34 protein-coding genes are annotated in these 25932 nt (G+C 69.9%); 16 read left to right on the forward strand and 18 right to left on the reverse strand.

Annotated elements, in window-relative coordinates; genetic code table 11:
- Window positions 1–578 precede the first annotated feature (578 nt).
- From AB0J69_RS50065 to AB0J69_RS50080, 4 genes are all read left to right on the forward strand, one after another.
- Window positions 579–893: a hypothetical protein gene (locus AB0J69_RS50065; RefSeq protein WP_364133327.1), complete on the forward strand. Its 315-nt coding sequence runs from the start codon at window positions 579–581 to the stop codon at window positions 891–893.
- A complete protein-coding gene (locus AB0J69_RS50070; RefSeq protein ID WP_364133330.1) occupies window positions 893–1210 on the forward strand; it encodes a hypothetical protein in 318 nt (105 codons plus the stop codon). The genes AB0J69_RS50065 and AB0J69_RS50070 overlap by 1 nt, the downstream gene beginning before the upstream one ends.
- A gap of 800 nt (window positions 1211–2010) precedes the next feature.
- Window positions 2011–2277: a hypothetical protein gene (locus AB0J69_RS50075; protein ID WP_364133332.1), complete on the forward strand. Its 267-nt coding sequence runs from the start codon at window positions 2011–2013 to the stop codon at window positions 2275–2277.
- Window positions 2278–2633: 356 nt separating this feature from the next.
- Entirely contained in the window at window positions 2634–3809 is a 1176-nt protein-coding gene (locus AB0J69_RS50080) for a site-specific integrase (RefSeq protein WP_364133333.1), read from the forward strand.
- A 66-nt stretch (window positions 3810–3875) separates the two neighbouring features.
- Here the strand turns inward: AB0J69_RS50080 and AB0J69_RS50085 are convergent, their stop codons facing one another.
- Window positions 3876–4778, reverse strand: coding sequence for an aminoglycoside phosphotransferase family protein (locus AB0J69_RS50085; protein WP_364133335.1), 903 nt, complete (start codon window positions 4776–4778; stop codon window positions 3876–3878).
- A gap of 235 nt (window positions 4779–5013) precedes the next feature.
- Here AB0J69_RS50085 and AB0J69_RS50090 point away from each other — a divergent pair, with 235 nt between their 5' ends.
- The 3 genes from AB0J69_RS50090 (at window position 5014) to AB0J69_RS50100 (ending at window position 8206) form a co-directional block, all read left to right on the forward strand.
- The gene (locus AB0J69_RS50090; RefSeq protein ID WP_364133337.1) at window positions 5014–5217 is read left to right on the forward strand and encodes a hypothetical protein; all 204 of its coding nucleotides are present in this window, start codon (window positions 5014–5016) and stop codon (window positions 5215–5217) included.
- A gap of 303 nt (window positions 5218–5520) precedes the next feature.
- Window positions 5521–5877, forward strand: a complete 357-nt coding sequence (locus AB0J69_RS50095; RefSeq protein WP_364133339.1) for a hypothetical protein — start codon at window positions 5521–5523, stop codon at window positions 5875–5877.
- 130 nt (window positions 5878–6007) lie between these two features.
- Window positions 6008–8206: an NACHT domain-containing protein gene (locus AB0J69_RS50100; protein ID WP_364133341.1), complete on the forward strand. Its 2199-nt coding sequence runs from the start codon at window positions 6008–6010 to the stop codon at window positions 8204–8206.
- Here the strand turns inward: AB0J69_RS50100 and AB0J69_RS50105 are convergent.
- Window positions 8177–8629 (reverse strand): hypothetical protein, encoded by a 453-nt coding sequence (locus AB0J69_RS50105; protein WP_364133344.1) that lies wholly within the window; start codon window positions 8627–8629, stop codon window positions 8177–8179. The two genes, AB0J69_RS50100 and AB0J69_RS50105, sit on opposite strands and share 30 nt — an antisense overlap.
- A gap of 68 nt (window positions 8630–8697) precedes the next feature.
- Window positions 8698–8859 carry a hypothetical protein gene (locus AB0J69_RS50110; RefSeq protein ID WP_364133346.1) on the reverse strand — a complete coding sequence of 54 codons (162 nt, stop codon included), beginning with the start codon at window positions 8857–8859 and terminating at the stop codon, window positions 8698–8700.
- 33 nt (window positions 8860–8892) lie between these two features.
- On the opposite strand from AB0J69_RS50110, the gene AB0J69_RS50115 reads away from it, so the two are divergent.
- The 4 genes from AB0J69_RS50115 (at window position 8893) to AB0J69_RS50130 (ending at window position 12039) form a co-directional block, all read left to right on the forward strand.
- Entirely contained in the window at window positions 8893–9372 is a 480-nt protein-coding gene (locus AB0J69_RS50115) for a hypothetical protein (RefSeq protein ID WP_364133349.1), read from the forward strand.
- Window positions 9373–9651: 279 nt separating this feature from the next.
- Window positions 9652–10158 (forward strand): PadR family transcriptional regulator, encoded by a 507-nt coding sequence (locus AB0J69_RS50120; RefSeq protein ID WP_364133350.1) that lies wholly within the window; start codon window positions 9652–9654, stop codon window positions 10156–10158.
- A complete protein-coding gene (locus AB0J69_RS50125) occupies window positions 10151–10816 on the forward strand; it encodes an ABC transporter ATP-binding protein (RefSeq protein WP_364133352.1) in 666 nt (221 codons plus the stop codon). The genes AB0J69_RS50120 and AB0J69_RS50125 overlap by 8 nt, the downstream gene beginning before the upstream one ends.
- Before the next feature lie 14 nt (window positions 10817–10830).
- A complete protein-coding gene (locus AB0J69_RS50130; RefSeq protein WP_364133353.1) occupies window positions 10831–12039 on the forward strand; it encodes a hypothetical protein in 1209 nt (402 codons plus the stop codon).
- On the opposite strand, the gene AB0J69_RS50135 is transcribed toward AB0J69_RS50130, so the two are convergent.
- A complete protein-coding gene (locus AB0J69_RS50135) occupies window positions 11966–12472 on the reverse strand; it encodes a tyrosine-type recombinase/integrase (RefSeq protein WP_364133354.1) in 507 nt (168 codons plus the stop codon). The two genes, AB0J69_RS50130 and AB0J69_RS50135, sit on opposite strands and share 74 nt — an antisense overlap.
- Before the next feature lie 166 nt (window positions 12473–12638).
- On the opposite strand from AB0J69_RS50135, the gene AB0J69_RS50140 reads away from it, so the two are divergent.
- Window positions 12639–12920: a hypothetical protein gene (locus AB0J69_RS50140; protein WP_364133356.1), complete on the forward strand. Its 282-nt coding sequence runs from the start codon at window positions 12639–12641 to the stop codon at window positions 12918–12920.
- A gap of 232 nt (window positions 12921–13152) precedes the next feature.
- On the opposite strand, the gene AB0J69_RS50145 is transcribed toward AB0J69_RS50140, so the two are convergent.
- Entirely contained in the window at window positions 13153–13737 is a 585-nt protein-coding gene (locus AB0J69_RS50145) for a DinB family protein (protein WP_364133358.1), read from the reverse strand.
- 732 nt (window positions 13738–14469) lie between these two features.
- Between AB0J69_RS50145 and AB0J69_RS50150 the strand changes: the two genes are divergently transcribed.
- Both AB0J69_RS50150 and AB0J69_RS50155 read left to right on the forward strand, forming a co-directional pair.
- Window positions 14470–15027: a hypothetical protein gene (locus AB0J69_RS50150; protein ID WP_364133360.1), complete on the forward strand. Its 558-nt coding sequence runs from the start codon at window positions 14470–14472 to the stop codon at window positions 15025–15027.
- Between the two features lie 112 nt (window positions 15028–15139).
- Entirely contained in the window at window positions 15140–15370 is a 231-nt protein-coding gene (locus AB0J69_RS50155; protein WP_364133362.1) for a hypothetical protein, read from the forward strand.
- Between the two features lie 115 nt (window positions 15371–15485).
- Here the strand turns inward: AB0J69_RS50155 and AB0J69_RS50160 are convergent, their stop codons facing one another.
- Both AB0J69_RS50160 and AB0J69_RS50165 read right to left on the reverse strand, forming a co-directional pair.
- Window positions 15486–16022 (reverse strand): VOC family protein, encoded by a 537-nt coding sequence (locus AB0J69_RS50160; protein ID WP_364133364.1) that lies wholly within the window; start codon window positions 16020–16022, stop codon window positions 15486–15488.
- A gap of 128 nt (window positions 16023–16150) precedes the next feature.
- Window positions 16151–16459 (reverse strand): DUF6225 family protein, encoded by a 309-nt coding sequence (locus AB0J69_RS50165; RefSeq protein ID WP_364133472.1) that lies wholly within the window; start codon window positions 16457–16459, stop codon window positions 16151–16153.
- A gap of 524 nt (window positions 16460–16983) precedes the next feature.
- Between AB0J69_RS50165 and AB0J69_RS50170 the strand changes: the two genes are divergently transcribed.
- Window positions 16984–17469, forward strand: coding sequence for a hypothetical protein (locus tag AB0J69_RS50170; RefSeq protein WP_364133365.1), 486 nt, complete (start codon window positions 16984–16986; stop codon window positions 17467–17469).
- 155 nt (window positions 17470–17624) lie between these two features.
- On the opposite strand, the gene AB0J69_RS50175 is transcribed toward AB0J69_RS50170, so the two are convergent.
- The 6 genes from AB0J69_RS50175 to AB0J69_RS50200 all read right to left on the reverse strand — a co-directional run bounded on the left by AB0J69_RS50175 (window position 17625) and on the right by AB0J69_RS50200 (window position 21766).
- Window positions 17625–18125, reverse strand: coding sequence for a hypothetical protein (locus tag AB0J69_RS50175; RefSeq protein ID WP_364133368.1), 501 nt, complete (start codon window positions 18123–18125; stop codon window positions 17625–17627).
- 5 nt (window positions 18126–18130) lie between these two features.
- Window positions 18131–18322, reverse strand: a complete 192-nt coding sequence (locus tag AB0J69_RS50180; protein WP_364133371.1) for a hypothetical protein — start codon at window positions 18320–18322, stop codon at window positions 18131–18133.
- A 601-nt stretch (window positions 18323–18923) separates the two neighbouring features.
- Window positions 18924–19391 (reverse strand): SRPBCC family protein, encoded by a 468-nt coding sequence (locus AB0J69_RS50185; RefSeq protein ID WP_364133373.1) that lies wholly within the window; start codon window positions 19389–19391, stop codon window positions 18924–18926.
- Complete coding sequence (locus AB0J69_RS50190) at window positions 19388–19630, reverse strand: hypothetical protein (RefSeq protein WP_364133375.1); 243 nt, start codon at window positions 19628–19630, stop codon at window positions 19388–19390. The genes AB0J69_RS50185 and AB0J69_RS50190 overlap by 4 nt, the downstream gene beginning before the upstream one ends.
- Window positions 19631–19646: 16 nt before the next feature.
- Window positions 19647–20045, reverse strand: a complete 399-nt coding sequence (locus AB0J69_RS50195) for a hypothetical protein (RefSeq protein ID WP_364133377.1) — start codon at window positions 20043–20045, stop codon at window positions 19647–19649.
- A gap of 422 nt (window positions 20046–20467) precedes the next feature.
- On the reverse strand, window positions 20468–21766 hold the full coding sequence (locus tag AB0J69_RS50200) for an FAD-binding oxidoreductase (protein WP_364133379.1): 1299 nt from the start codon (window positions 21764–21766) through the stop codon (window positions 20468–20470).
- A 276-nt stretch (window positions 21767–22042) separates the two neighbouring features.
- On the opposite strand from AB0J69_RS50200, the gene AB0J69_RS50205 reads away from it, so the two are divergent.
- On the forward strand, window positions 22043–23086 hold the full coding sequence (locus AB0J69_RS50205) for an ABC transporter substrate-binding protein (protein ID WP_364133381.1): 1044 nt from the start codon (window positions 22043–22045) through the stop codon (window positions 23084–23086).
- Window positions 23087–23093: 7 nt separating this feature from the next.
- On the opposite strand, the gene AB0J69_RS50210 is transcribed toward AB0J69_RS50205, so the two are convergent.
- The 5 genes from AB0J69_RS50210 to AB0J69_RS50230 are packed head-to-tail and all read right to left on the reverse strand — an operon-like array spanning window position 23094 to window position 25901.
- Window positions 23094–23576, reverse strand: coding sequence for a metallophosphoesterase family protein (locus tag AB0J69_RS50210; RefSeq protein WP_364133384.1), 483 nt, complete (start codon window positions 23574–23576; stop codon window positions 23094–23096).
- Window positions 23577–23580: 4 nt separating this feature from the next.
- Window positions 23581–24090, reverse strand: coding sequence for a hypothetical protein (locus AB0J69_RS50215; RefSeq protein ID WP_364133387.1), 510 nt, complete (start codon window positions 24088–24090; stop codon window positions 23581–23583).
- The gene (locus tag AB0J69_RS50220) at window positions 24087–24599 is read right to left on the reverse strand and encodes a GNAT family N-acetyltransferase (RefSeq protein WP_364133390.1); all 513 of its coding nucleotides are present in this window, start codon (window positions 24597–24599) and stop codon (window positions 24087–24089) included. Before AB0J69_RS50220 ends, AB0J69_RS50215 begins: the two co-directional genes overlap by 4 nt.
- Complete coding sequence (locus tag AB0J69_RS50225; RefSeq protein ID WP_364133392.1) at window positions 24596–25315, reverse strand: SRPBCC domain-containing protein; 720 nt, start codon at window positions 25313–25315, stop codon at window positions 24596–24598. The genes AB0J69_RS50220 and AB0J69_RS50225 overlap by 4 nt, the downstream gene beginning before the upstream one ends.
- Window position 25316: 1 nt before the next feature.
- A complete protein-coding gene (locus AB0J69_RS50230; protein ID WP_364133395.1) occupies window positions 25317–25901 on the reverse strand; it encodes a helix-turn-helix domain-containing protein in 585 nt (194 codons plus the stop codon).
- Between the last annotated feature and the right edge of the window lie 31 nt (window positions 25902–25932).

The raw sequence follows: 25932 nt of genomic DNA on the forward strand, positions 1-25932 counted from the left end.
TCCCTCAAGTGGCCTGGGCGCCCGTGACCCTGGGCCGCCTTTCTTGATCTCGCCCTCGCCAGTGCCCCTCTCTCGGGCTCCCACGATCACTCTCGTGCCCTGCAGCAGGTACTGACGTCTATGGGAATGGAACTGGCAGGCCAGCCCATCGTCCTAGACGGCTGCACCGTGGACCGAGGAGCGTGGTACTCGTGAACGACATGATCAGGGACGCGGCACGCGGGATGGCGGTGAGCAGCGACGCCACGGCGCAGTGGCCTACCCTCGCTGCCCGTGCTCGGGAGCGACCTGCGGGCGCCGACACCCGTCACCTTCGCGTTCGGCGCTGGCACCTCGGCCAGGCCGGCTGCTCATGGAGGATCCGACCGGCCTGGCCGATCTGGCCCCGCGGGTGGCACCCCTCCTGGCCAGGCCCAACGCTAATATCCTGCGCCCAGGCGAGTGGATACGGTACTGGCCCGACGGCGCCGACGGCAGCGCCCGCTACCAGCCCGGCGGCCATGTCGTCCTGACCGGGGCGCTGCTGGAAGCCAGCGCCCAGGCCGTGTCCGACGCCGCGCTCGCGGCACCGGCCTGGGTTGACGGGATCGACCGGGCGCTCCCGCCGGCGTTGTCCGGCGCGCCTGACGGGACGCCGGATCTCGCGGCCCGGGACGCGGCCGCCGGAACGCCTCCGCGACTGGGCGCGGTCCTGCTTCGGCCCCTCACTGCCCGCACTGACGCTCGGCCCGCACGCCGTGATCGCTCTCAACGACGCCGGCCTGTGGGGAGACCTCGTCGCCAACCTGCACTGGGCCCTGGGGCACCTCATGCTGGCCGACGACCCGCAGCGGGGGCTGGCCCGCCTGCTGCTGGTGCTCTGGACTTGTGACGCACCCGGCGGGAACGGGTGATGGCCGTCGTGCCGCTGCCGGACAGGATGGGCGTCCACTACGTGGAGATCCCGATCGACGACCGGCCCCACCGCATCCGGCTCAGGGGAGAGGTCCTGCAGGTGACCATGACCGCGGCCGGGAACACGATGCGCCTGTGGACCGCCGCCCACGCCGCCGGGCCCGAGCGTGAGCGCACCTTCCAGGTCTACCTCTATCCTGCCGGCCTGCTCGGGCGGCAGCAGGAACTGCCTGGCGACGCGGTGCTGCGTGGCGACCCGGGGCTTCGGCGCGACGGGTGGCGTTGGTGCCTGTACGAACTGGTGGACGGCCGATGACCGGAACCGGCCACCCGCATCAGCGACGGCTGCGCCCTGCGCCAGTACGTCGCATGACTGCGGGCCCGGCACGGCGGCGACGCCATCGGCGGCCGAACTCCTCTGGGCGGGGACGCACCAGCCGTCTCCCACGCGCAGGCATGGCCGTCCCCGAGGGCTGAGCCCCATCGGCTTCCGCTCGGTCGCCGAAAATCCCGGATGATGGACCGATGGACCTTCCCCCACGGAGGCGAGTGTGACCGGCACCGACGAGAGCGCGCCGTGTCAGGTCTGCGGCGATCCGTTCGATCCTGCGCAGATCCGCGTGATCCCGGACCGGCAGCCCGACCGGGGCGTGTCCCACCAGGCGGCGCCTGGTGGGACACGCTCGTGCAGCGTGGTTGGCTGGAGATGCCCGCCCCCGGCACGACGCCCATGCGCTACCTGGTCAGCCAGGCCGGCTGCGATGTCCTTTTGGCCGCCCGCCGTGCTGGGCGGCTGCGCCACCGGTCGCCGGGCACCTCACGCGATGGCACCGAGACGTCGACGCAGCCCCCGCACATCAGCGAATCGGCGGCACCGCGGCGCGGGGAGGGCCTGCCGCGTGCGGCATTGCCTGGGGCGTCTGCCCCGAGCACGGGGTGACGCTCGCGGTCAGCGGCAAGAGCACCCGATGCCAGGAGTGCGGCCGCGCCTGGCCGGGCGACCGGCTGAACCAGCGTGCTCGTGCCCACCGCGGTGTGGCATCCCGGAGCCAGCCCCCAGCCCCCAGCGCCCGAGCACCGCGACGCTCGCGGGCTCGGGCGGGGACGGTGGCAGGCATGGTGGCGGGGGGAGCGGTCGGCGCGTTCGGGCGGGGGGCCGAGCCGCTGCCGCCGCCCGCGCCGCTGGTGGACTCGGTCGGCGACATCGCCGGGCTCGTGACGGCGGCGAGGTGCCCGGTACCGACGTCGACCTCATCGACACACTGCCGCGTACCGACGACGAACCGCTACCCGGCCAGCTGGCCGACGGTGGCGGTCTGGCTGCGCGCGGGCAAGAGCGCCGCCACCCCGCTGTGCCCGGCTGAGCGACCTGGCCAAACATGAAGCGACCTTCTTTGGTGTCCAATCAAAGTTCTCAGTGAGGGAGACGACCTTGATGCGGCGCTCGCGCAGTTCAGTCACCACGGTCAGAAGTTCGTGCGCTGGTGGCCCGCCACCGCGCCGGGCGCCGGGCGGCGTTTGGCGGCGGGGATTCCCCTCGGACTGCCGCTCGGCGCGCAGTTCCAGCTCATACTCGGCGGCCGCGGCCAGGACCGCGTAGGGCTTGTCCCCCAGCCGCCCGCAAAGGGGCGAGGTCGCCGCCCACGTCGGCAGCCGGCGGCGTCGTGTCCTGGCGTGGTGATCGTGCGCATGTCAGGGTGCGCACGGCAGAGGCTCGGGAGCGTCTTCCCGTTCTGCCCGTGCTCACCCGCACCGCCGCCGAGCGCAAGACCGCGACGGGCGGCCAGCTGCAGGCCGCCGTGGCGACACCGCCCGGGGGGATCATCGAGGGCACCGACGGAACGCTCCGCCGGGCCGTGGCGCCCAAGGCCAACGGCAGGCACGTGTGGGCGGAGGACACCGCCACCGGCAGGCGCCGCAACCTGTCCTATGAGGAAGAAGAAGCGTTCTGGGCCTTCGCCGCGATCGAGGTGCTGAGGCTGACAGGCATCCGCTGCGAGGAGCTCCTGGAGCTCACCCACCACAGCATCACCGAGTACCGCCTGCCCACTACCGGCGAGCTCGTCCCGCTCCTGCAGATCGCCCCGAGCAAGACCGACACGGAAAGACTTCTCCTGGTCAGCCCCGAGCTCGCCGACGTCTTGTCCGCGATCATCAGCCGACTCCGCGGACCCGGTGGCACCGTCCCGCTGACCGTCTCCTACGACGTCCGGGAACGGGTCTGGAACCCGCCCATGCCGCTGTTGTTCCAGCGCTCCATCGGCAGCGAGACCCGGGCACACACGCCCAACGCAATCCGCAACCTGCTCATCAACGCACTCGCCGCGACCGGCCTCACCGACGCCGCCGGCGACCCGCTGCATTACACGCCGCACGACTTCCGGCGCATCTTCGTGACCGACGCCATCATGAACGGCCTGCCACCACACATCGCCCAGATCATCTGCGGCCACAAGAACATCGACACCACGATCGGATACAAGGCCATCTATCCGGTCGAGACGATCGAGGCGCACAGGGCGTTCATCGCCCGCCGCCGAGCCACCCGACCCAGCGAAGAGTACCGCACCCCCACCGAACAGGAGTGGGACGCCTTCCTCGCGCACTTCGAGAAACGCAAGGTGTCCATCGGCACCTGCGGCCGCGCCTTCTCCACCCCTTGTATTCATGAGCACGCTTGTGTCAGATGTTCACTCCTCAGGCCGGACCCTGCCCAACGCATCCGCATCGAGGAGATTCGCGACAACCTCATCGCCCGCATTGCCGAGGCCGAACGCGAAGGCTGGCTCGGCGAGGTTGAAGGACTCCAGGTCAGCCTGGCTGGCGCCGAGGAGAAGCTCTGCCAAATCGATCGGGGCCACGGGCAGCATACGGCCGTGGACCTTGGCATCCCCACCACGCGCGGTGATCGATGAACCCCACGAAGGTGGGCTGCCGCATGGCCCTCAACCAAGATCGAGAACAAGTTCAAGAAGTGTGCATCAAACGCCCTTCAGGACACGATCAAGTGCCGCCCGGCCTGCAGGCCCCCAGTGCGGCTTCCCGCCGGGAAGTCCCCGATCTCCGTTCTGCCCCATGAGCATCAGGAAGAGGCTCTTCAAGACTGCCAGCCCGCGGGCGCGCCGGATCGCCGCCTCGTTCGCGTGCGCGTACGCGTCGAAGAACCGTGCGGCCGCGCCCGCGGGGAGCAGCACCCATGCGGCGGCGAGGTCCCACGCGGGATCGCCGGCGAACAAGACACCGAAATCGATCACGCCCGAGAGCGTTCCGTCCGAGACGACGACATTCGAGGGATGGAGGTCGCCGTGCACCCACACCGACGGGCCCTCCCATTCGGGGGCCGCGACGGCATCGGCCCAGACGGCCCGGACGGCGCCGACATCGCCGACGGCGTCGGGGTCAATGCCCTGCAAGAACTGCTCGAAGCCGTCCGTGCACCTCTTGGGGTGAGCGCCGAAGTTCGAGCTGGTCGGGGCCTCGGCGGGCGCCTCCACATGGAGCGCCCGCAGGAAGCCCGCCAGCGTGTCGGCCGCGTGGGCGCCGCGGCTGATCGAGCTGTGGTCCAGCGGCTCGCCGGGAACCCACGTCATCACGGTCCAGTGCTTGGGGAAGCGCTCGGACGGTTCGCCGAACCGCACCGGGGTCGGCACCGGGAGCGGCAGGCGCGGGGCCAGCACGGGTAACCACCGCCGCTCTTTGAGCTGGAGCTCCGGGGTGGGGTCCATGCGCTGCATGCGCACGGCCAACTCGTCCCCGAGGCGCCACATGTGGTTGCCCCAGCCGCCCGCCACCTCGCGGATGGCCAGCCCTGCAAGGTCTGGATGTTGCTCCTGCAGCAGATCGCGGACCAGGTCTGCGGTGATCTCAATCTCGGTGTCGGTCATGCGAAGTCACAGTACTGAGGCGGCAGGCGGAGCGGCTCTCGCTCTCCGGAGTATCTCGCTGTGATTCCTCTGGCATCGCCGATTCGGTTTCAGAGAGCTGCAGATCAGAGGCTTTGGGGACGGACCGGCCCCAAGTTCAGAGAAGACTGCACCAACTGCGACAAGTTCGTCCTGTCCGGCGCCGACCTGCTCTACTGGCGGCGCAAGCAGGAGCAATGGCGCTCCATCGGACGAGATGGCCGACTGGCTGCACCAGGCCTTTGAACCCACCGCCCGCGCCATCCAGAGGCTCGAGAAGGCCCTGTCCGGGCTTGGACTCCTCGACCAGGCGCTCGCCCTGGATCTGCGCCGGCCTCAGGACTACTTCCAGCGGATCTGGAGCATGAACTTCCGAGCCAACGACCTGGCCGGCCTCATCGACCAGGAGAGTTCCGCATGAACAGCGACGAGGCCCGCACTCAGGCCGCCCTCCAGGCCCGGCGCGACAACACCGAACGGATGCTTCAACGTGTCCGCGACACACTCCGCCAGATGGGCCGCGACAAGCTCCCGATCAAAACGGCTATAGTCGCGCGCTGGGCCGATGTCTCTCGGACGTTCCTCTATCAGAACGCGGAGGCCAAGAAGCTCCTCGCCGAAGCCGCCGCTGCGGGCGAGCCCATCTCAACAGCCACCAACCGGGGGCAGCCTGCAGAACAGGCCAGCCCCTGGAAGGACCGCGCGCTCAACGCCGAAGGCGCTCTTGAGAGCCCTCAAGATCGACCTGGACGGACAGGTGACCGAGGTCCACTTCCACCTGCCCAAACGAGGTCGGACCGGCGCGGCGATCCGCGGCCTCATCGCTGCCGCGGCGGTCGAGCCGCTGGCTGTCACTAACCGCTGGGATATGTGGGTGGATGAGAACGGGCGCGCCAACAACCAGCCCCTCAATCCCTACGCCACCGCCCTCGCCCAGCAGCACGGCGTTCGTTTCGGCCTGTTCGGGCCCGTCGTCATCACCGGACCGGCCTCGCCGACAGACGGCGCAACTGGACTCACCCCAGAGAACATCACCGCGATCCGGCAGCAGGTCGCGAGTCTCGTCAGCTCGGCATCGTGATCGGCCGCACCCGGCCTTTCACCCTGCCGATAATGAGACCAGCACGACAGCCCTCAATGACAGCGACCAACTCGCCACGAATTCGCGTGCAATTACCGCCAGATCGCCCGGCAAAGGCGAAGATATCGGCGTGAACAGACGCAAGATCGGCTGGCGAGTCCTCTTCGCCGCGCTAACGGCCCTGGCGGCAGGCACGGTGGTAGCTGGGGTCTGGCGGGTCTTGGATCCAGAAGACCCGGTCAACCGGGCCGATCTTGCCGCCGTGATGCTAGCGGCCGCCACACTGGCGGGCACAGTGGTGGTCTGGGCCCGCCGCTCCGCAACCATCCGCGCCGATGCCAGCACCGACACGCGCAGCGCCGTGGACACCGCCGCGCACGTGCTGGCCGGTCTGGTGGAGCAGCAGTGGCGCACCGAAGCCCGCCACCGGCTGCTGGACGACCCTGAACCGATCCCGGTGCGCTGGCAGCTCATCGCCGACGAGACGGTGATGAGCCAGCCCCGCCTGATCACCACCGAGGCCAAGCTGACCCTGACCGGCCGCAGCGACGACACCGCGGCCCTGGCTGACGCCTTCCGTGCTCTGGCCAGGCGGCGGCTGGTCATCACCGGCGGCGCGGGCATGGGCAAGACCACCTTGGCAATCCAGCTGCTGCTGCAGCTGCTGGCCACTCGCGCGGCCGACCAAGCCGCCGCCGGTGAACGGGAGGTCGTGCCAGTGCCGGTGCTGCTGCCGGTCTCCGGCTGGGACACCAGTGCCCATCCCCGGCTGCAGGACTGGCTCGCCATCCGCCTGACCCAGGACTACCCGGCCCTGAAAGCCTCCCAGCTCGGCCCAGGCGCCGCCGCCGCGCTGACCGACGGCGGCCACATCCTGCCCGTTCTGGACGGCCTGGACGAAATCCCCGCCCCCGCCCGCGCCCAGGTGATCGCCGCGCTCAACGCCTCGCTCACCGCCCAAGACCAGCTCATCCTCACCAGCCGCCGCACCGAGTTCACCACCGCCATCCACGAAACCGGCCGACCGCTCACCGCCGCTGCGGTCATCGTCCCCCAACCCCTTCCCCCGCGCACCGCCGCTGACTACCTGACCGCCTGCCTGCCCGCCTCCCCGACCCAGGCCTGGACGCAGACCCTGGCCGCGCTGCGCTCCGACACCGTGCCTGGCCTGACCCGGCTCGCCGCCACCCCGCTGGGACTGTGGCTGATCCGCACCGTCTACGTCACCCCCGGCACCGACCCCGCCCCCCTGACCGGCCCGCTCGGCGCCGAGGCCGACGCGCTACGCACCCACCTGCTCGACCACGTCATCCCCGCCGTCATCGCCGCCCGCCCCCCCAGCACCGACCCCGCCGACCACTTCCGGCCCCGGCACCGGCTCGACCCCGACACCACACGTCGCCACCTCACCTACCTGGCCCACGCCTTTCCCCCCGCCACCACCCGCGACATCACCTGGTGGCACATCGCCCGCACCACACCCCACATCCAGTCAGCAGTGGGGCTCGCGGTTGGGATCGCATATGGGATCACGTTCGGGCTCACGTTCTGGCTCACGTTCGGGCTCGCGTTCGGGCTCGAGGCCGGGATCACGTTCTGGCTCACAGACGTGTTCGGGCTCGTGTTCGGGCTCGTGTTCGGGCTTGTGCGCGCCAGGTCCTGGGTCAACGAAAAACCCGGCTATGCAGCCCTGCGCCTGCGCGGACGAACATCCTCTTTCTTCCGCTCTATTAAAGGCACCCTCGTGTTCAGACTCACGGTCGGGCTCACGGTCGGGCTCACGGTCGGGCTCGTGTTCGGGATCACGTTCCCTGCCGTGACCGGGCTCACGCTCGGAATCACCGCCTGGCTCGGGAGCATACTGGCATCCGGGCTGATCACCTGGGCGGAACAACCCACGCTCGAATCGATCAGCACACCCCGCTCCAGTTGGCGAGCCGACAGAGCACTCGCCCTTCTGCGAATGCTTGTGTTCGGGCTCGGAGGCGGGCTCATGTTCTGGCTCATGTTCTCGCTCGTGTTCGGGCTCGTAGACGGGCTCGGAGGCGTGCTCGTGCTCGGGCTCGTGTTCGGGCTCGGGGCCGGGGTCGTGATGGGCAACCACCATGCGTGGCTGGTCTGCACCATCGCGATCGCCCGGCTAGCCCTCCAACGCCGGCTTCCCTGGCGCATCATGGACTTCCTCGACGACGCCCACCGCTTGGGGCTGCTGCGTGCCGTCGGCCCCGTTCATCAGTTCCGCCACGCAGCCCTGCACGACCACCTCGCCGCCGCCGCGGACATGTCCCGTGGGGGCTTCTCAACGGATCGGACACAACTTGTGAGCTGACGTCGCAGACATGCTCGCGACGTGAAGCCCCAGGTCGGGACGATTCTTACACCGCGATCGTTCGGCAAAATGTATGCGCAGCAGGAAGCCCCGCGTGGTGAACGCGCGGACCTCGGCGGCGGAGTCACGTTCGGCCAGCAGCCTGCCGACGATCCATTTGCGGCGGCGCACCGGAATCAGGGCGTACTCGGTGGTGTAGCGCATGCGGGCGGCGCGGACCGCGGCCCACGCATCAGGCAGGACGGCCAGCATCAGGAGCGGCAGCAGGACAGGATGCAGCACGCCCAGGACCCCGGCCACGGCAACGAGCCCGATGGCGGCGGTCAGCACGTCGATCGCGGAGGTGACCACGGTGGAGGCGATGTACATGCCGCGCGAGGTGGCGCGCTCGAGAGCGTCGTGGAAGTCGGGATCGATGGTCACAGCGCTATGACCACCTGCGCGAGGTCACCCGGGAGGACGTTCTGGCCGCCCTGGACGACCTGACCGGCTCACATCGGATCCGACTGCTGATCTCGCTGCGCTCGCTGTTCACCTTCTGCAGGAAGACCGGGAAGATCTTCCGCAACCCCACCCGCGGCATCAAAGTCGGCCAGCAGCCCTACCGCCTCGCGCAGCCACTCACCCCGGACGACGTCGACCAGGCTGTCCAAGCGGCCACCACCCTGGCGGCCCGGCTCGCCCTCATGCTCGCCGCCGTCCACGCCGCCCGCCCCGGCGCGATCCGCGCCCTGCTGCTGGAGGACGTCAACCTGGGCAACCGCCGGCTCACCATCGCCGGACGCCCCCGGCCGATCGACGACTTCACCCACCAGATCCTGCTCGAATGGCTGAAGTTCCGCCGCACCCGCTGGCCCAGCACCGCCAACCCGCACCTGCTCATCAACCAGATGAGCGCCCACGGAACGGGCCCGATCAGCACCATCCACTTCGCCAAGACCCGGCTACGTGGCCAGGCCGTGACCCTCGAACGCCTACGCGTCGACCGACAACTCGAAGAAACCCTCACGCACGGCCCCGACCCGCTCCACCTCGCCGCCGTCTTCGGCCTGGACCCCAAGACCGCCATCCGCTACGCCGAGAACGCCCGAGCCCTCCTCGCGACCATGATCGAGGAACAAGACCCCGCCAGTCGAGACGAACCCAAGGATCCAGACGCCCTATGAAAGCTGAAGACCCATAGGTTCATCCTGAAGACCCTTCAGTTCGCCTGAACTCTGGGAAATCCGCGGGTCCCCGTAGCAAACGGCGGAAATCCAGCGGACTCAGGTCTGACCTGTGGCTACTTGGGTTCCGGTGAGACGGTGCGTTCCGGGAACCTCGCGGTTGGCGGAGTCGTTGCGGCCCCCGCCTGCCGGTGACTGTCGCCCAAGGGTGGGTGGAGACGAAGCGGGCGCGGGACCAGCCGTTGTCCGCAACTATTCATTGAACGTATAGTCGCGATCATGTCGACCGGTCATGTGCTACTCGGCTTCCTCGCCGAGCGCCCGAAGCACGGTTACGAGCTCAAGAAGGAGCACGATCACCGTCTCGCCGGCGCCAAGCCGCTGGCGTACGGACAGGTCTATGCCACGCTGCAACGCCTGGAACGCGACGGCCTGGCAGAGGTCGCCGAGACACAGCAGGAGGGCGGACCCGAGCGCACCCTGTACGCGATCACCGACAGCGGCCAGGCGGAGCTGGAGCAGTGGCTGAACACCGTCGAGCCGTCGGCGCCATACGTCGCCAGCCCGCTGTTCGCCCGGGTCGCCGTCGCGGGGAGGGCCGCCGACGGCTATCTCCTGCGGCAACGCGAGGCGCACCTGGCCCGCATGCGGGAGCTGACCGCCGAGAAGGCATCCGGCGCGCCCGCCCAGGTGCTGGCGGCCGACTACGCGCTGCAGCACCTTGACGCCGACCTGCGCTGGATCGAGACTGCGCTCGCCCGGATGAAGGAGGACAGCAATGCTTGAGGCCAGGGGCCTGGGCAAATCGTTCGGCCAGACCAGGGCGTTGACCGGTGTCTGCCTGGAGATCGCGGAGGGTGAGATCGTCGCCATTACGGGACCGAGCGGCGCGGGCAAGTCAACGCTGCTGCACTGCCTGGCAGGGGTCCTGCGGCCGGAGTCCGGCGAGGTCGTCCTGGACGGCCGGCGGATCGACACGCTTGCCGAGGCGGAGCTGACCAGATTACGGCGCGAGAGCTTCGGCGTCGTCTTCCAGTTCGGTGAGCTGGTGCCCGAGCTGACCGCGGTGGAGAACGTCGCGTTGCCGATGCTGTTCAACCGGCACGGCAGGCAGGAGGCGATGACCGCCGCGGCGCAGTGGCTGGCCCGGCTGGAGGTGTCCGACTGCGCCGACCAGCGCACCGGTGAGCTGTCCGGGGGGCAGCGGCAGCGGGTGGCCGTCGCGCGGGCGCTGGTGACCGGTCCGCGCGTGGTCTTCGCCGACGAACCCACCGGAGCGCTGGACACGCTCGGTGGCGAGCAGGTGATGAGCGCACTGCTCGGCGCGGCGCGCGCCAGCCGTACCGCCGTCGTCCTGGTCACCCACGACAACCGAGTGGCTGCCTACGCCGACCGGGAGATCGTTCTGCGCGACGGAGCGGTGCTGGCAGGGGCGAACCGGTGATCGCCGTATTGCGGATGTTGAACAGGGGACGCTCGCGGGCTGAGCGGGTACGCGCCAGGCTGGTCGTCGCGGGCGCGGCGGTGGCGACGTTCCTGGTCTGCACGGCCGTCAGCCTGGCGGATTACCGGGACGAGGGCGGCTCGCTGACCGGGCTCGGCCTGGCCCTGCTGGCCGTGCCGGTCGCAGGTCTGGTCCACCAGGCCAACCGGCTGGCCTCGGCCACCAGGGAGCGGCGGCTGGCCGTCTTGCGGCTGGCGGGGGCGACGCCGGCTGACGTGCGAGTGCTGGGCGCTCTGGAAGGAGGCTTGCTGGCACTGGGCGGGTCTCTCGTCGGCAGCGCGCTCTACGTGGTCACCCATCTTGCCGGGCCGCTACCTCAGGTGCCGGTGGTGATGGCTTTGGTGACGCTCGGCGGGGTCTTGTCGGGGGCGCGCGCCGGTCGGCACGTCGTCGCCTCGCCGCTCGGAGTGGTCCGTCGGACACGCGTGCGGGGGCCACGCGTGCGAGACCTGCTCCTCCTCGTGGCAGGGGTCGGCTTCTTCGTTCTCGGCGCCGTGGTGAAGGGCAGTTTCCCGGTCGTCGGCAAGTACGGCTCTGCGGTCGCCATGGCAGCGGGGCTGGTGCTGCTGCTGTTCGGCGTGACTTTGGCCGCGACCTGGCTGATCAGGGTGTACGCCCGCCGCGCCGGCCGGCGGGCCCGGTCACCTGAGACACTGCTGGCGGCACGCCTGGTCGAGGCCGACCCGCGGGCGTGGGCCAGAGCCCTGTCCGTGGTGAGCCTGACCGTGTTCTTCGGCGCGGGAGCCGGCGCCCAGCAGGCCAGTGTCGGCTACTCCCAAGCCCACGCGCTGGTGGACGTCGCGCTCCTGGTCGCCCTGGTGACCTCGGCGGCCGCTCTGGTGGTGCACCAGGCGGAGGAGCTGATCGACCTTCGCCGCTCGTTCGCCGCGCTGGCCGCCTCCGGCGTACCGGAGCGGGCGCTGGGCGGGGTGCTCGTGCGACAGGCGGTCATTGCCGCGCTGCCGGTCTGCGTGGTGGCGGCCGTCTCCGGTGTCGCGGTGGTGATCTCGACCGGGTCGGACGTCTACCAGGTCCAGTGGCTCGGTTGGGCGGTTGCCAGGGCCGTGGCCATGGCAGGCGTCGGAGTGCTCACCGCGGCGCTCGTCGCCCTGGCGGCCTGCCCCCTGCTGCGCGGCGCACTCCGTTTCGAGACGCGGACATGACTACGATCCCGTAGAAGACCGTGGGAACGTGCCAGTCGAACGGCGGCTTGCTCGGCTGTGCCGGCGCGGAAATACCGAGCCGAGGTGTCGAGGAAGCGTGGCCGAGAAGGGCCTGGACCTGAGCGACGTCGGCACCGCCTTCGCGCAGCCGGGTGGCGTAGATATGGCGGAGCCGATGGGGGCGCAGGCCGGGGAGCTGGCGTCGTCGCCGACGGCCAGCACAACCTGCACGATCCCGGAGATGGTCAAGGGCTCCGCGCTGGCCGGTCCACGACGGACCGGGTTGGCGCCGCGGATGTCGAGCCAGGCTGAGATACGGGCCCGGGCGGTCGGTGGGATCGGGACCGTGCGCACTTGGTCGCCCTTGCCGTGCAGGCGGACCGTGCCGGTGCGGGCGGTGATCGCGATATCGTCGACCTCCACCCGCGCGCACTCCTCCTCGCAGGCTCCGGCGTACAGTAGGACGGCGATGATCGCCGCGTCGCGGACGCCGCGGCGGGCGGCGGCGCGTTCGACGGCGCCCTGCTCGGCGGTGGTGAGGGCGTCGGGTTCACCGGTTTGCGGACGGTGGCGCGTTTGACGTCGATGCGCAGCCATATTTGGGCGTACATGAGGGTGAGCGCGGCGATCCCCTGGTTGATGGTGTCGGGCGCGGCCCGGCCGTCGATCAGGTGCCGCCGCCAGGCGGTGACCGCGGCCTCGGCGAGCGGCTGCCGACGGGCAGCAGGGCGCCGGTCTGCCCCACCTGCAAGTCCTCCTTCCTGCAGGTCGCCTACACCGGCCCGGTCGTGCACGCCCTGGTCAAGCCCGCCGACCCGGCCAGCGGCGCGCAGGACGTCGGCGTCGAGCCCCACGTCGCCCAGTTGGCGGTGGTTATCTAGGGTTGGAGGACCCTTCCAGCAGGTCAGAGGACGATGATCTCTTCTTCCACGTAGGCCAAGTTGACCGAACGCAGCCCGGACCCAAGAAGAGCCGAGCGTGCGGAGAGCGCCTGGAGGTCGTCAAGGGCGCGTCGCAGCACTCCGACCTCTGGCGTTTAAGTGATCTTGCTGGTGGGGGGCGGAGGTGAACCGTGGCCCCGCCCTTGGCGGGGCCACGGTGGCGCGCTTGTGGTCAAGCCTTGATCGGTGCGGCCGCCCTGGCGGCCAGTTCGATCTTCGCGCGGTAGGCTGCACGGGCTTCCTCGTCGATCTGCTTCTCGTGTTCGGCGCGCAACCCGGTCCGGCCGTCGAGGCCCTCGCGCAGGATATCGGCGTGCCCGGCATGCCGGATGGTCTCGCCGAGGACATGGACCATGATGGCGAACAGGTTCGTGTCGGCATAAGGCTCCGGCCACCACGGCACGTGGCCGAGGGCGTCGAGGGGAAGATCGTTGATCATCGCGTCCGAGTGTCCCCACGTGCGCCGGTAGAACCCGGTGATCTGATCGCGGGTCTCGTCCGCGGCCGCCCACAGATCGCTGCCGTCGGAGTCCTGCCACCGGGGCAGCGGTTCCGGGGAAGGGCGGTCGAAGACCTCGCCGAAGTATCTGGCCTCGACGGTGGCCACGTGTTTGACCAGGCCGAGGAGGTTGGTCCCGGTCGCTGTCAAAGGTCGGCGGGCGTCGTGTTCGGACAAGCCGTCGAGCTTCCAGAGCAGCGCCTTGCGGTCCCGCCGCAGTCTCCCGTGCAGGTTGTCTTTCGCGAAATCGTCGATCATGGGTCACGATTCTGTCAGGCTGCGCCGGTGGGCTCAGATTGCGAGCTGCCTGGCGTCGGCTCCGCCAACCATCGCTCACAGCCACACTGCTTGCCGAGGTCCTCGCAGCGATCGTCGCAGAGGACGGGATCAGGCTCCCCGCGGTGCCGAGCGCTCTTCGGTCCTTCATGGGCAGGTCCTGAAACAGGGCGATCAGAGGGTTCAGCACCGCCATCGACGCCTCGGGCGTGATGACGTCGTCGTCGCTGAGGTCGAGCTGGATGACGATCTCGTTGAGGGCTTCGCAAGGGTGCGTTCGAGAACGGTCACGATGAGAGCTCCTAGCCAGTTTGCCGCGAGGGGCGTCTTTCCTGGTCAGTCTGTGGGTTTCAGTGAGACGAGCTAACAGGGCGGCGATCATCTGAGCGACCAGGCCGGTGTTCTCCTGCTTGACCACCTGGGAGCCGATCTTGTCGATGCCGGAGACCTTGGTGATGCACTCGTCGACGGCCGGGCCATCGTGCCGAACTCCTGGCGGGCGATCGACTTGTCGTTGCCGGCCCTGAAGGTGGTGGCGCGGTGCATGTCCTTCATCGCGGACATCGCGTCGCGGGCGCCGAACTCATCGCCCGCCGCAGGCGGGCGCCATCCTTGATGCCGACGCCTTAACTGTCCGTCACCGGCCATCTTGGGCAGGGAGGAACTGGCTCCGCCAGCTCCACCAGTGGACGTTACCGGTCGCGGCGCGGTTGCATGGTGACCATGATGCGCAGAAGGTCGTTCGTCGCCGTCGCCGTCGCCGTCGCCGTCGCCGTCGCCGTCGCCGTCGCCGTGGCCGTCGCGGTCGTGTTCGCCGCTCTCACATCGTGTTCCTCGGATTCTTCGAATGTGTTTCCCGCCGAGGACCAGCCCCGTAGGTCCGGCTCCGGGTCGCCGGCGTCCGACCCCGCGCCGACTTCCACAGAGACGGCCACGCCATCGCCCTCGCCGACCGGGCCGTGCGCTGACGGGACGTGCGAGATCAAGGTCGCCGTGGGGGACATCGTGACAGTGCCGAAAGAGTACGGCCTCGGGCCGATCAGGGTGACGGCGATCGCTCGCGGTGAGGTGGAGATGGTCGCGCCGCTGACAGGGCCGGGCTTCAGCATTTCGGGCTGTAATGGTGGCGGTGGCGTGTCGTCGGAGGGCGGCGGCGGTGTCCGGTTGAGTTGCTCCCGGGGAACCATGGCGACCATCAACGACGCCATGAGCCTGAGGGTCGTCAAGATCCTCGACACCGCTGCCGTCCTCCGTATCCAACCCGCCAAGTGACGAGCAGTCCGGGCCTGGTATCTACGCGCGCGCGGCCATCGATGCGGCCTTCAGTGCCGGTCAGCGACCTCGCGGCGGAGATACGGGAGGACCTGAAGCACGAGGGCCGCGGGTGGCCAAGCTGCTCACCGACCAGACGGCCCTGACCTCCTACCTGCTGGGCCACACCCACGCCGCCCTGGGCCGCCTGCTGGAGGTCCGCGGTATGTCCGGACGCTTCGACGCCCGCCACGGTCGACCCCGGCTCGCGGCCGTACGCCTGGGCGCCATGTTCCACCTGGCCTTCGACGGCGGCCTGCTGCAGCTGCCCGCCCAGGGAGACGCTCCCCGCTCGGCGAGGTAGGCGCCGGCGACACCCCGGTTCAGGCGGCCGCAGCAGTCGTGCACGTGCACGTGCTTGCGCGCGCCTGCCCGCGTACAAGGCGCCCCGCAGCAGAAGATCTCACATGCCGGTCAGGTTATCCGGTGCCACCAGCACCGGGGTCGGCCAGCGTGGCCATCGTCTCGAGCAGCGTCGTGTATACAGGGCCGGGTTCAGCGGATTCCTCCCAGCTCGACTCGTCCTCGGCCGCCGGACTGGTTTCCGCCGCCGGAAAGAACAGCCACCACAGGTTGTGCCAAGGGTCGAGGAACCGGGCGATGCCGTACCCGCCGTAGAAGGGAGACGCCGGAGTGACGACGGTCGCACCGCGTTCGACCGCTCTGCGCATCGTCTCCTCGGGTTCGGCGACGTACACCTGGGTCAGGGCCGGGGTGAACGGCCAGCCGGCCTTACGGTCAGCGACCATGAGCAGCGAGTTGCCGATTTTGACTTCGGCGTGGATCAGCGTTCCGTCTCCGGCGTAGAAGTCAGGGGTGCGGGCTTCCTCCCGCTCAGTCGCATCAAAGACAGCGACGAGGAAGTCGATGAAAGGCGCGGCTCCGTCAACGACAACGAATCCGTTAACGGTGTTCTCACCCCGGGGTTCGGGATCTTGCTTGTTAGTCATCTCCATGCCGCGAGGCTAGAGATAATCGCGGTCAGCTTCCTTCCGCAATAGCGGCCCATGGACGCCCTGCCGGGTCCAGCTCGTTGGCTTGGGCTGTCTCTATGGCGGGCGGGCGAGGGAAGAGCCGGGGAGCCCTACGTGGGCCGGGGGCATTTCGGGCGGATGAGCAGCTGGTCCTTGGTGTGCCAGTGGCACTCCAGGGCGAAGATCGGGTCGCGCTTCATGCCGTACCCGTCGCCCCAGCCCACGTTGCCGTGTCCGGCGCTCGTGATGATCTCGTCGTATACGGCCTTGGGATCGTTCTCGCTGGCGACGTGGACGATGATCGGCGCGTCGTCGGGCAGGTCGGCCAGGGCGGCCGCAAGGCCTCGCCGGCAACGAGCTCGGCGCCGACGCCATGCCGCTGAGCTGCGGGATCGCCTATTGACAGCAACGGCTCTCAGCGTGCCAACGCTGAGAGCTGGGCGCTTGGAACACCGTTGTGTTCAGGTGCCCTGAGGCGGAACCCGTCGATGCCGGCCGCGACCGGGTCGGGGGCGAGCGCGAGGTACTCGGCGACAGCCCGGCGGCAGGTGGCGGACGATGAGGTCCGTCCAGGGCGTGACGGACGGCGGTGCGCTCAGGGTCCTCGGGAAGGCGCGGTAGGCGTGGCCGGTGGGGCCGACGCGGCGGGCTGAGAGCAGCACGTCCAGGGACTGTCGACGGGAAGGCCGGAGAGCGGTACCCTCCGGCCTCTCGTGACGAGATCCACTTCCACTGGACTCGCCCAACTGTTCGGCCGCAAGGCGGCCGCCGCGCCCGCTGGACCGCCACCGACGACGAGCACATCCCGCAGCTCTGCCACGTATCGCCCCTAACCGGCCAGGTGCCGGAAATCGCGTCCGGGAATTGAGTACGGGGTACTCATGCCGTTCCACTGTTCCCGTCATGTACTGAGTCCAGAGCAAATCATCTGGGTAGGAGCGTCATGAATAACCTGAAACGTCCTCGCGCAATGGCCGTCGCCGCGGCCGTTCTCACCGCGGCGGGCATCATGCTGCCGACGGGCGCCACCGCCGACGCGGCTCAGCAGGCGAAGTCGGCCGACTGCTACGTGAATCTGGGCACCCTCACCTTCGGCGCGGGCGGCCGGAACATCGGCGGATACCCTCCTCGATACGAGTTCGACGCCAGCCCCTATTTGGGCGCCATCTACGATTCATGCGCCGGCACTATGAAGGTGTACTACGGCGGGTATAAATCGACTCATTACAATATCCGCGGCTACGGGAATCAGCGGGAGGTCCCTGGTGGATTGAAGCGGGTCACGACGTGGCGCGTTTCGGGCTCCGAGCCGCGGGCCTATCCCTTCACCGTCCAGGCCTGCAACCGCGGCAGCGGGCTTGGCAGGTCCAGGTGCACCCAGTGGTCGCCGACCGTCTGGCTGCAGGTCAACGCGGAAGTGGTGCGGTAACTCCCGCACCACGAAAGCCCACCGCCAGCCCGCCTCAACGGCGATGATCTCTGTCGCACGGGGCCGGCAGTGTCCCTGAAAAGGGATGAGTGTCGGTGTTGCCGGATGGGAAGTGAGCCTTGATGCTCACTTCCCATCGGTGGGCATGTTTCCGATCAGTAGGCAGTGTCCGGCCGAACGGCTGTGGGCAGAGCCGTCACCGGGGCCAGGGGCTGGCTTTGCGGACGTTGATGCCGCATGCGCAGCCACCGCCACGCGGTGATCCATGCCTGCAGATCTTCGTGCGAGCCTGTACAGGCCCAGACGAAGGCTCGGACCAGTTTCTCCGGGGGCAGGTGCGTGGACTTCAGTGCCTCGCACAGCGTGCTGGCGCCGAAGGCGTTGCGGGCGCGTTTGACGAGTTCCCGGTAGCTCGGCTCGCCCGCCCAGATCCGGTAGAGCCTCATCAGCTCCACGAACTCGGCCGCGGTCTGTGCGGTCAGCGGATCCGGCTTCAGAAGGTAGCCATCGGCGTCGTCGGGTGGTTGGAAGGGCAGTTCGGGCGGGAGCTCCTGTCGTCGGGTGGCCCGCGGGTGGTGAAGCTCGTCTTCCTGCCGCTGCTCGCGGTGCCGGAGAGCCTGGGCCGTTTCGCGACGGGCTTGCGTCGGCTTCGCCACGACCCTTATGCCTTTCCCGGCCGGGGGGTGAGGTGCCGGTGTGCCTGGACGGCCACCGCCACGGCGCCTGCGATCAGGGTGAGCACGACTTCTGGTTCATAACCGAGACGGAGCAGGGTCACCGTGACGACGATGACGATGATCAGCGTGCCGGTGCCGGTGCCGGCGCTGGGTGCGGAGATACGAAGGCGAAGCATGGGTGGACCACCTACCTGTGTCGATCTCGACCACGGAACACGCCCGCCGAAAGCCGGTTCCGGCCGGCGCCAACCGTGCCGTAACCGCGGGCGTTAGGCACCATGATGGGCCGATATTTCGTGTCCTTCCAGGTCCGTGTAGGGGGCAGCGGACGCCTTGGCGCTCGCCGTCGTGCGCCGGCGTTCGGTTCGGTTCGCAGGTGTTCGGCTCGTGACGTCCTCGTGTGGGATCGGACGGATCTGGCGCACGGCCTGGAAGCAGTCCTCTGGATCGGCTTCAATGGGAGGGAAACGAACACAAGGATTGTTGAACAATTCGACCTGGAGTTTCGTCTCGACCACGGAACACCACCTCGGGCCCGCTGCGCCAACAGCGGGCCCGGCCCGTCAACGGGTGTCGCACCACGCACGCTGACCCGGGCGTGTGGCTGACCAGTGTCGGCGTACTGGCTCAAGTGCAGAGGCGAGTACGAGTGAACGCGCAGAGATGATCAGCGCGTCGGTCGCAGTGGCGAGTCGTTTGAGCGGGAAGCCTTGCCCGGGGTGGTGCTGATCATTTCGGAGCGGCTCCGAGGTTCCTCCTCCCCGGCGATGCCCCCGTTCACGACTGGGCGGCCGCGCTGGGTGGCCGGGACCCGAGATGGCGTGCAATCTCCTCCTCCCACGACTGCAGGAAGTTCGGATAGCGCTCGGCGAACTCGTGCAGAGGCCCCTGGCCCTCTGGCGTGAGTGCGGTCAGAGCGTACGTGACCCGTATCGTGCTGCCGCCCTGCCCATCCACGTCCACCTCGACGGTGACGGTCCCGGCCCGGGAACCGGGTGTGACCCTGGCGTATGAGACGCGCCGTCCTGGCTCGCGCTCGACCACCACCCAGATGGTCCGCTCGCTGTGCGCGCCGGTTTCGAAGACCGTGCCGGGGGCGGAGTCGTCATTGGTCTTCACCGGGAAACGGGGCCGCCACCCGGCCACCCACTGCTCCTCGCCGCGCGGCGTGAACAGCGTAAATGCTTCCACGGGCGGCAGCGCGACCGCCAGCCGTCCGGTGAGCGTGTATTGCGCGCCACTCATCGCTCGGTCAGCCGATGCGCGTCGGCGGATGTCAGCGTCAAGCCGTACACGGCCTTGAGTTGCTCGATCTTTTCCAGGGTTGCGGGCGTGAATGGCGCCTTGCCGTCGAAGGAGTGCAGCACGATTCCCTCCACCAGATCGCCCAGCGAGATGTCGAGGTATTCGGCCAGGCCCTTGAGTACCTTGAGCACGTTCTTCTCGAGCCGCAGGCCTGTCTGCGTGCGTTCTACTGTTACCACGGTAACAATATACAACTTATCTGACGACGCAGTGCGGCAGGCTCCTGCGATCCCCTGAGGGAGGCCGCGATGCGCTGCGGATCGTCGCCAAGCGCAGCGCTTCTGACAGCTCTGCACGTTTCTCGTACTCGCCTCTGCGCATCAGGGAGTACGCCGACAACCAGCCCAACATCTCACCCCGGCCCGTTGGCTCGCTGGCGTGCAGGGCCGCGAGGATGGCCTGCTCCACGCTGCGATGCACGGTCAGCACAGGCCTGGCCCCGGTAGTGGTCAGCAGGCGGGCCGCGGGCGGCTCCTGCAGGCAGGCCAGGTGCAGGTCGCCACTGTGCCGGCGGGTCTTGGCTCGGACGTTGAGCAGCACGCGCAGGCCGGAATGGGCCCACGAGCGGCACTTCGCCCAGGTCGAGCACCACATGATCGCCCGGGCGCCGGCGCGCGCGGGAGATGAAGGTGTCCAGCCGGTCGGCGTTAGCCGCCTCCAGATCCCCGGCCACCGAGATCACGGTGACTCGCTGTCGTGAAGCACCCCGAGGCGCCTGATCGCGCGGCTGATCGCTCGGTGAAGCGTCCCAGGCCGGCCGGGATCGCCGGGACCCGGCTGCGGTGGCTGTGTGGCCGGCTGAGGCTGAAGGGCCGGACTCGCCGTGGATGGAGCCGCTGGAGACGTCCGGTTCCCACCCGGTCACCGTGCGGCCGGTCAGGTCCTCGACGGCGGTCGTCGCGGCGGCCTGGGCTGCTCCACCCTCCCCAACTCCTGATCTCGAGCTGGGCTGTCGTGAGCCGCCGACCGGCCTCTGAGCCCGTCATGGACGCCCTCCCGCCGGCCGCCGGGGGCGGTCACGCCGGGACGACGTGGCCGACGCGGAAGAACCCGTCCGGGTCGTAGGCCCGCTTGACCGCCCGCAGCCGACCGAGGTCGGCCGCCGTGTACGCCGCCGCGGTCCGCGAGGTGTCCGCGAGGAAGTTCAGGAACGTCCCCCCGTTGGCGTACGGCCGCAGCTCCCCGGCCAGCTCCGGCAGCACTGTGTCCACGATCACCGACAGCTTCGTGGAGCGGTGCGTGACCGGCCCCGCGTCCGGGCCCGGACGGCCCATGGCGCCGCCCCAGTGCCGGATCTCGATGGTCTGCGCGTGCTCGGCCGCCCGCACCAGCGCGCCGACCACCGAGTCGGTCACCGTGTCGAGCAGGTCCAGCTGGCGGGCCGGCGTGCCGCCCATGGCGGTGGCCGCGTACGTGGTGGTCCGGGTCTCGTCCAGCAGCGCCGGGCCCGCCGCCCGCCACAGCGGCGCGAGCAGCCGCCTGGCCTGATCCGCCGTCCCGGCGTGCACGACCTTGAGCTGCACGACGTGCCTGCCGCGCACCGCCGCCGGCACCTGCTCGTCGTCGGGCATCCGCTTGAGCACGAGCGCGGTGCTGATCTCGTCGGGGGCGTCGTCGATCCAGCTCCGGTACGCCGCCAGCATCGGGGCCGCCGCCTCGATCGGGAAGTACGCGAACCCCGAGAACACCTCGGCCACCGGGTACAGCCGGAACTCCAGCGAGGTCACCACGCCGAACCCGCCCCCGCCGCCCCGCAGCGCCCAGAACAGCTCGGGGTGGCTGTCCGCGCTGGCCGTGACATGCCGGCCGTCCGCCAGCAGCACCTCGGCCCGCAGCACGCTGTCGGAGGCGAAGCCGTGCTTGCGCGCGAGCCAGCCCAGCCCGCCGCCGAGCGTGTAACCGGTGACGCCGACCGTGGGGGACGAGCCCGACAGCGGCGCCAGGCCGAACGGCGCGGCGGCGGCGATCACCTCGCCCCAGCGCGCGCCGGGCCCCACGCGGGCGATCCTTCGGGCCGGGTCCACCAGCACCGACGCCATCGGGGAGGTCCTGACCAGGATGCCGTCGTCGCACGCGGCGTGCGTGCCGTGCCCGGTGGCCTGCACCGCGAACGGCACCCCGTGCCCGCGCGCCGCCAGCAGCGCGGCCCGTACGTCGCCGGCCCCGTACGCCTCGGCGACCAGCGCCGGGCGGGCGTCCACGGAGGGGTTCATGGACCGGCGGCCCTCGTCGTAACCGGCCTCGCCCGGCAGGTGCACGGTCCCGGTGAACCCGGGGAGGCGGATCTCGTCCTGCATGCTGTACGGCTGGCTCATCTCTTCGGCCCTTCTCTGCGGTGATCTCGTGTGATCACTGTGCTCGAGGGCGCTTACGGCCGCGTTCCCGTCGACTTACGTCGCCCCTTAAGTCTCTTGAGGGCTCCAGCATCCGGGCGGGACGCGGGTTCCCGAATCCGCCGTCCGTCGCCGCCCCGCCTACCCCCGGGGTCGTACGGCGACGGCAGGGGTCTACCCCAGGGGGACATCATGGTTAGGTAAGGCTAAGCTAATCGCCGAACGACGACGGCAAAGCATGTGCAAAGAGGAGAATCCATGGCCACAGTCCCGCGACACGCCCTTGTCGCCCTCGGCGCCGCCGCCCTGCTCGGCGTCAGTGCCTGTGGCGGGACGGCCGCGCCGCCCGCCGCCGGGTCGTCCGCGACGGCCGCCGCCTCCGGCTCCGCGCCGGCGCAGGGCACCTGGACCTGGAGCGACGACCGTGGCAAGAATGTCTCGCTCCCGCAGCGGCCGCAGCGCGTCGTCGCCCAGTCGGCCGCGGCCGCCGCGCTCTGGGACTTCGGCGTGCAGCCGGTCGCCGTGTTCGGCCCGCACAAGCTCAAGGACGGCGGCCGCGACCCGGAGGTCGGCGAGGTCGACATCTCCAAGGTGGAGTCGATCGGGAATGTGTGGGGCGAGTTCAACGTCGAGAAGTACGCCGCGGTGCAGCCTGACCTGCTGGTGTCGGGCATGTACCTGAAGAACACCCTCTGGTACGTCCCCGAGCAGTCGCTCGAGGCGGTCGAGGCGGTCGCCCCGACGGTCGGCGTACAGCTCAGCGGCAAGCCGCTGGTGCAGATCATCGAGAAGTACGGCCGGCTCGCCGCCGCCCTCGGCGCGGACCCCAAGGCCCCGGCCGTGGTCGAGGCCAAGAACCGCTTCGACGCCGCGGGCGCCGCGCTGAAGACCCTCGCCGCCGAGAAGCCGGACCTCAAGGTCATGATCGTCACCGCCACCCCCGAGTCCCTGTACGTCGCGTACCTGCCGGACCACCCCGACCTCAAGTACTGGGGCGAGCTCGGCCTGAACATCGTCCATCCCGAGCGGCCGACGGAGAGTGAGGGCGGCTTCTGGGAGGTGCTGAGCTGGGAGAATGCCGACAAGTACCAGGCCGACGTGATCCTGGTGGACGCCCGCTCCCAGTCGATGAAGATCGAGGAGATGGCCAAGAAGCCCACTTGGGCCAAGCTGCCCGCGGTCAAGGCCGGCCAGCTCTACCCGTGGCACGCGGCCGAGCGCTACAGCTACCTCGGGTACGCCAAGGTCATGGAGGAACTGAAGACCAACCTCGACAAGTCCCGCGACGACGTCGTCAAGTAGGCCGCCGTCAGGTAACGGGCACGATCTCGGCCCGCGTCAGGATGCCCCGCTCGATGGTGAGCAGCCCCACCGTGCCGTGCGGCTGGCGGCGGCGGTCGGTCGGGGAGCCCGGATTGAAGATCCGCAGCCCCTCACCCGACTCGTCGAGCGGGATGTGCGAGTGACCGAACACCACCAGATCCGCGTGCGGGAAACGGCGCCGCATGCGGGCCAGGCGCCCCTTGGCCGGGCCGCTGTCGTGGATCATGCCGACCCGCAGCCCGTCCAGCGTCAGCTCCAGCGTCTCCGGCGCCACCACGTCGGGCCCGTCGTTGTTCCCCTTCACGACGTGCACGGGCGCGTACGCGGCCAGCTCCTCCAGGACGGACGGCACGCAGACGTCACCGGCGTGCAGGATGGCGTCCGCACCCCGCAACCGCTCGGCGACCCTGGGCGGGCACGACCGCCACCGCCTGGGCGCATGCGTGTCGGACAAGGCGACGACTCTCACCCCGTCACTCCTGCCCGCTCCGCGCACCACCCATCCCGGCCCCGGGCGGCCCGGCGTAATAGCCGGGCGGGGCGATGAACACCGACTGGAAGTGGCGGGCGAGCCCGTCGTCGTCGCAGTCGTCGCCGCCCTCACGGTCCAGGCCGATCGACGCCTCGGGCAGCAGCGGATGCCACCGGTCCGCGAGGTCTACCGGCTGCCCCAGCTCCGCCAGCCGGGCCAGGACGAGATCGGCGGGGGTGGCGAAGACCGGGATGCCGTACAGGCGCACCTCGATCGAGCTCGCGTCGTCCGGCCGCCAGATCTCGAGGGTGAACAGCAGGCCGTCGGCCGTGAAGGAGGCGTACACCGAGAACGAGGCGTCGGGCCCCCGCGTGCGAAGGCAGAGCGCGCCTCCGGGAGCCGTCGCGTCCACGACCTCCCCGTAAGCGGCCAGCCCGGCTCTCACCTGCGTTTCGTCCATGCCGAACCGCAGGCCGTCCAGCCCCGAGCCGACCCGGACGTCGAGCTTCACGGCACCTCCTCCTTGAGCAACGAGCCGACCCAGGCGTCCACCCGGACACCCCGATGCCGGAGCCGCTTCCTGAGCGTCCCCTCGATCAGGAAGCCCGCCCGCTCCGCGACCCGGCGCGAGGCCACGTTGCCGACCTCGGCCCGCCACTCGATCAGCTCCAGACCCTGGGTCGCGAAGGCCCACCGGCAGGCGGCGCGGACCGCGTCCGTCGCCACGCCGCGCCCGCGGGCCCGGGGGTCGACCCAGTAGCCGATCTCGGCCGTGCCGTCGCCCCGCGGGCCAAGGCCCACGCGGCCGAGCCGCTCGCCGGTGGCGGCGTCCGCGGCCAGGAACTCCAGCCGCGACCCGCCGAGAGCGAGCTCCTCGACGAAGTACGCGGCGTGCTCCGGCAGGTAGGGCGTGGGCACGCCCACGAAGTGCCGAAGCGCCGGGTCCTGCGACACCTCGAACACCCACGGGATGTCGGCCGCCGTGAAGCGGCGCAGGGTCAGCCGGCCCGCCGAGATCATGCGTACAGGTCCGCCAGCCACGCCCGCCACGCCGGCCCCTGGTCGTCCGCGCCCGCGAACAGCAGGTGGGAGGCGATCATGGAGCCGCCGAACCCCTGGAGGAAGCGGTACATCGCGTCGCCGGAGCGGATGCCGACCGTCTGGGAGTTGCGGTGGTAGACGACGCCCTCGAAACGGTCGCCGGGCCCGAAACGGACCCGGTCGCCGGGGGAGGGCGGCCCGCCCAGGGCCGCGTTCAGCCGCTTCCACGCATCCGGCCAGTCCGTGACCGGCGGGCCGAACTCCGTCAGCGGCGTCGCCGCCCGCCCCGCGAAGTGGCCGAGGTATTCGGCCAGGGTCGCCACGTACAGCTCCAGGCCCCTGGACATGGCCTCGAACTCGTCCTGCCAGTCGTCGCCGGGCAGGAAACCGCTGGTCACCATGCGAATCAGCGTGCTGCCCCGCTCCCGGCCCTCGATCATGAACTCGTAGGCCACGAAGCGCCCGTCGTCGCCCTTGTCGCTGGAGTGCGCGAAGCGCCGCAGCGGCTCTGCGCCGGTCACGGTCGACGGCGGCATCTCGAACGGGCCGAACGCGGTGCGTACGACGCCGTCGGCCACCTCGTTGCGCCCCATGAACCAGGAGTCGATGCCCGGCCCGGTCGAGATCGCCTCCCAGACCTCCTCCGGCGTCGCCCCGACCGTCGCCTCCTGGGGGAGCTCGAACTCGTACCCCACGTCAGCGCTCCTTCACGGTGGGGTGGACGGCCACGATCAGCCGATGCTCGCGCCCGCCCTCAGCGGACTCGTCATGATATTTGCTGACCAGGGAGGTCACACACTGCGCCAGCTCCTCCGCGAACGCCGCCCGGTCGGCCGCGGACGCGAAGCGCACGTCGCCGTCGATGGCGAACGTCGCCACCCGCTTCTGCGCCTTCGCTGCCCCGGTGATCAGGGTGCCGACATCGCGGACGAGCCGCGCGGCCAGCGCCAGCAGCCAGCGCGCCGACAGCCGGTCCGGCGACCTGGCGGGGTCGGGCTGCACGGAGGCCAGCGCGACGGGGGAGATCACGAAGGACGCGGCCGTGGCCTGCATCACGCGCTCGGTGACGTTGCCCTTCCTGCGCTCCTCGACCAGCTCCACCAGGCCGTGCCGCTCCAGCGTGCGCAGGTGGTAGTTGACCTTCTGCCTGGCCAGGCCCACCTTGGCCGCCAGCGACGTCGCCGAGCCGGGCTCCACCAGCTCCGCCAGCAGTTTCGACCGCATGGGGTCGAGCGACGCCTCGGCCGCCGCGGGGTCTTCGATCACCGCCACTTCGTACATGGGAGTACGATGGCACCGAAAAAAATCATTG

Origin of the sequence: Nonomuraea sp. NPDC049709 (assembly GCF_040674815.1) — a bacterium.
Lineage (GTDB): Bacteria > Actinomycetota > Actinomycetes > Streptosporangiales > Streptosporangiaceae > Nonomuraea.

Excerpts from the sequence above, each read along its gene's own strand:
- AB0J69_RS50070 (WP_364133330.1), top strand. The coding sequence starts at position 893 with ATGGCCGTCGTGCCGCTGCCGGACAGGATGGGCGTCCACTACGTGGAG.
- AB0J69_RS50075 (WP_364133332.1), top strand. The coding sequence starts at position 2,011 with ATGGTGGCGGGGGGAGCGGTCGGCGCGTTCGGGCGGGGGGCCGAGCCG.
- AB0J69_RS50085 (WP_364133335.1), bottom strand. The coding sequence starts at position 4,778 with ATGACCGACACCGAGATTGAGATCACCGCAGACCTGGTCCGCGATCTG.
- AB0J69_RS50090 (WP_364133337.1), top strand. The coding sequence starts at position 5,014 with ATGGCCGACTGGCTGCACCAGGCCTTTGAACCCACCGCCCGCGCCATC.
- AB0J69_RS50115 (WP_364133349.1), top strand. The coding sequence starts at position 8,893 with ATGCTCGCCGCCGTCCACGCCGCCCGCCCCGGCGCGATCCGCGCCCTG.
- AB0J69_RS50120 (WP_364133350.1), top strand. The coding sequence starts at position 9,652 with ATGTCGACCGGTCATGTGCTACTCGGCTTCCTCGCCGAGCGCCCGAAG.
- AB0J69_RS50125 (WP_364133352.1), top strand. The coding sequence starts at position 10,151 with ATGCTTGAGGCCAGGGGCCTGGGCAAATCGTTCGGCCAGACCAGGGCG.
- AB0J69_RS50130 (WP_364133353.1), top strand. The coding sequence starts at position 10,831 with ATGTTGAACAGGGGACGCTCGCGGGCTGAGCGGGTACGCGCCAGGCTG.
- AB0J69_RS50145 (WP_364133358.1), bottom strand. The coding sequence starts at position 13,737 with ATGATCGACGATTTCGCGAAAGACAACCTGCACGGGAGACTGCGGCGG.
- AB0J69_RS50150 (WP_364133360.1), top strand. The coding sequence starts at position 14,470 with ATGGTGACCATGATGCGCAGAAGGTCGTTCGTCGCCGTCGCCGTCGCC.
- AB0J69_RS50160 (WP_364133364.1), bottom strand. The coding sequence starts at position 16,022 with ATGGAGATGACTAACAAGCAAGATCCCGAACCCCGGGGTGAGAACACC.
- AB0J69_RS50170 (WP_364133365.1), top strand. The coding sequence starts at position 16,984 with ATGAATAACCTGAAACGTCCTCGCGCAATGGCCGTCGCCGCGGCCGTT.
- AB0J69_RS50180 (WP_364133371.1), bottom strand. The coding sequence starts at position 18,322 with ATGCTTCGCCTTCGTATCTCCGCACCCAGCGCCGGCACCGGCACCGGC.
- AB0J69_RS50185 (WP_364133373.1), bottom strand. The coding sequence starts at position 19,391 with ATGAGTGGCGCGCAATACACGCTCACCGGACGGCTGGCGGTCGCGCTG.
- AB0J69_RS50195 (WP_364133377.1), bottom strand. The coding sequence starts at position 20,045 with ATGTGGTGCTCGACCTGGGCGAAGTGCCGCTCGTGGGCCCATTCCGGC.
- AB0J69_RS50200 (WP_364133379.1), bottom strand. The coding sequence starts at position 21,766 with ATGAGCCAGCCGTACAGCATGCAGGACGAGATCCGCCTCCCCGGGTTC.
- AB0J69_RS50205 (WP_364133381.1), top strand. The coding sequence starts at position 22,043 with ATGGCCACAGTCCCGCGACACGCCCTTGTCGCCCTCGGCGCCGCCGCC.
- AB0J69_RS50220 (WP_364133390.1), bottom strand. The coding sequence starts at position 24,599 with ATGATCTCGGCGGGCCGGCTGACCCTGCGCCGCTTCACGGCGGCCGAC.
- AB0J69_RS50230 (WP_364133395.1), bottom strand. The coding sequence starts at position 25,901 with ATGTACGAAGTGGCGGTGATCGAAGACCCCGCGGCGGCCGAGGCGTCG.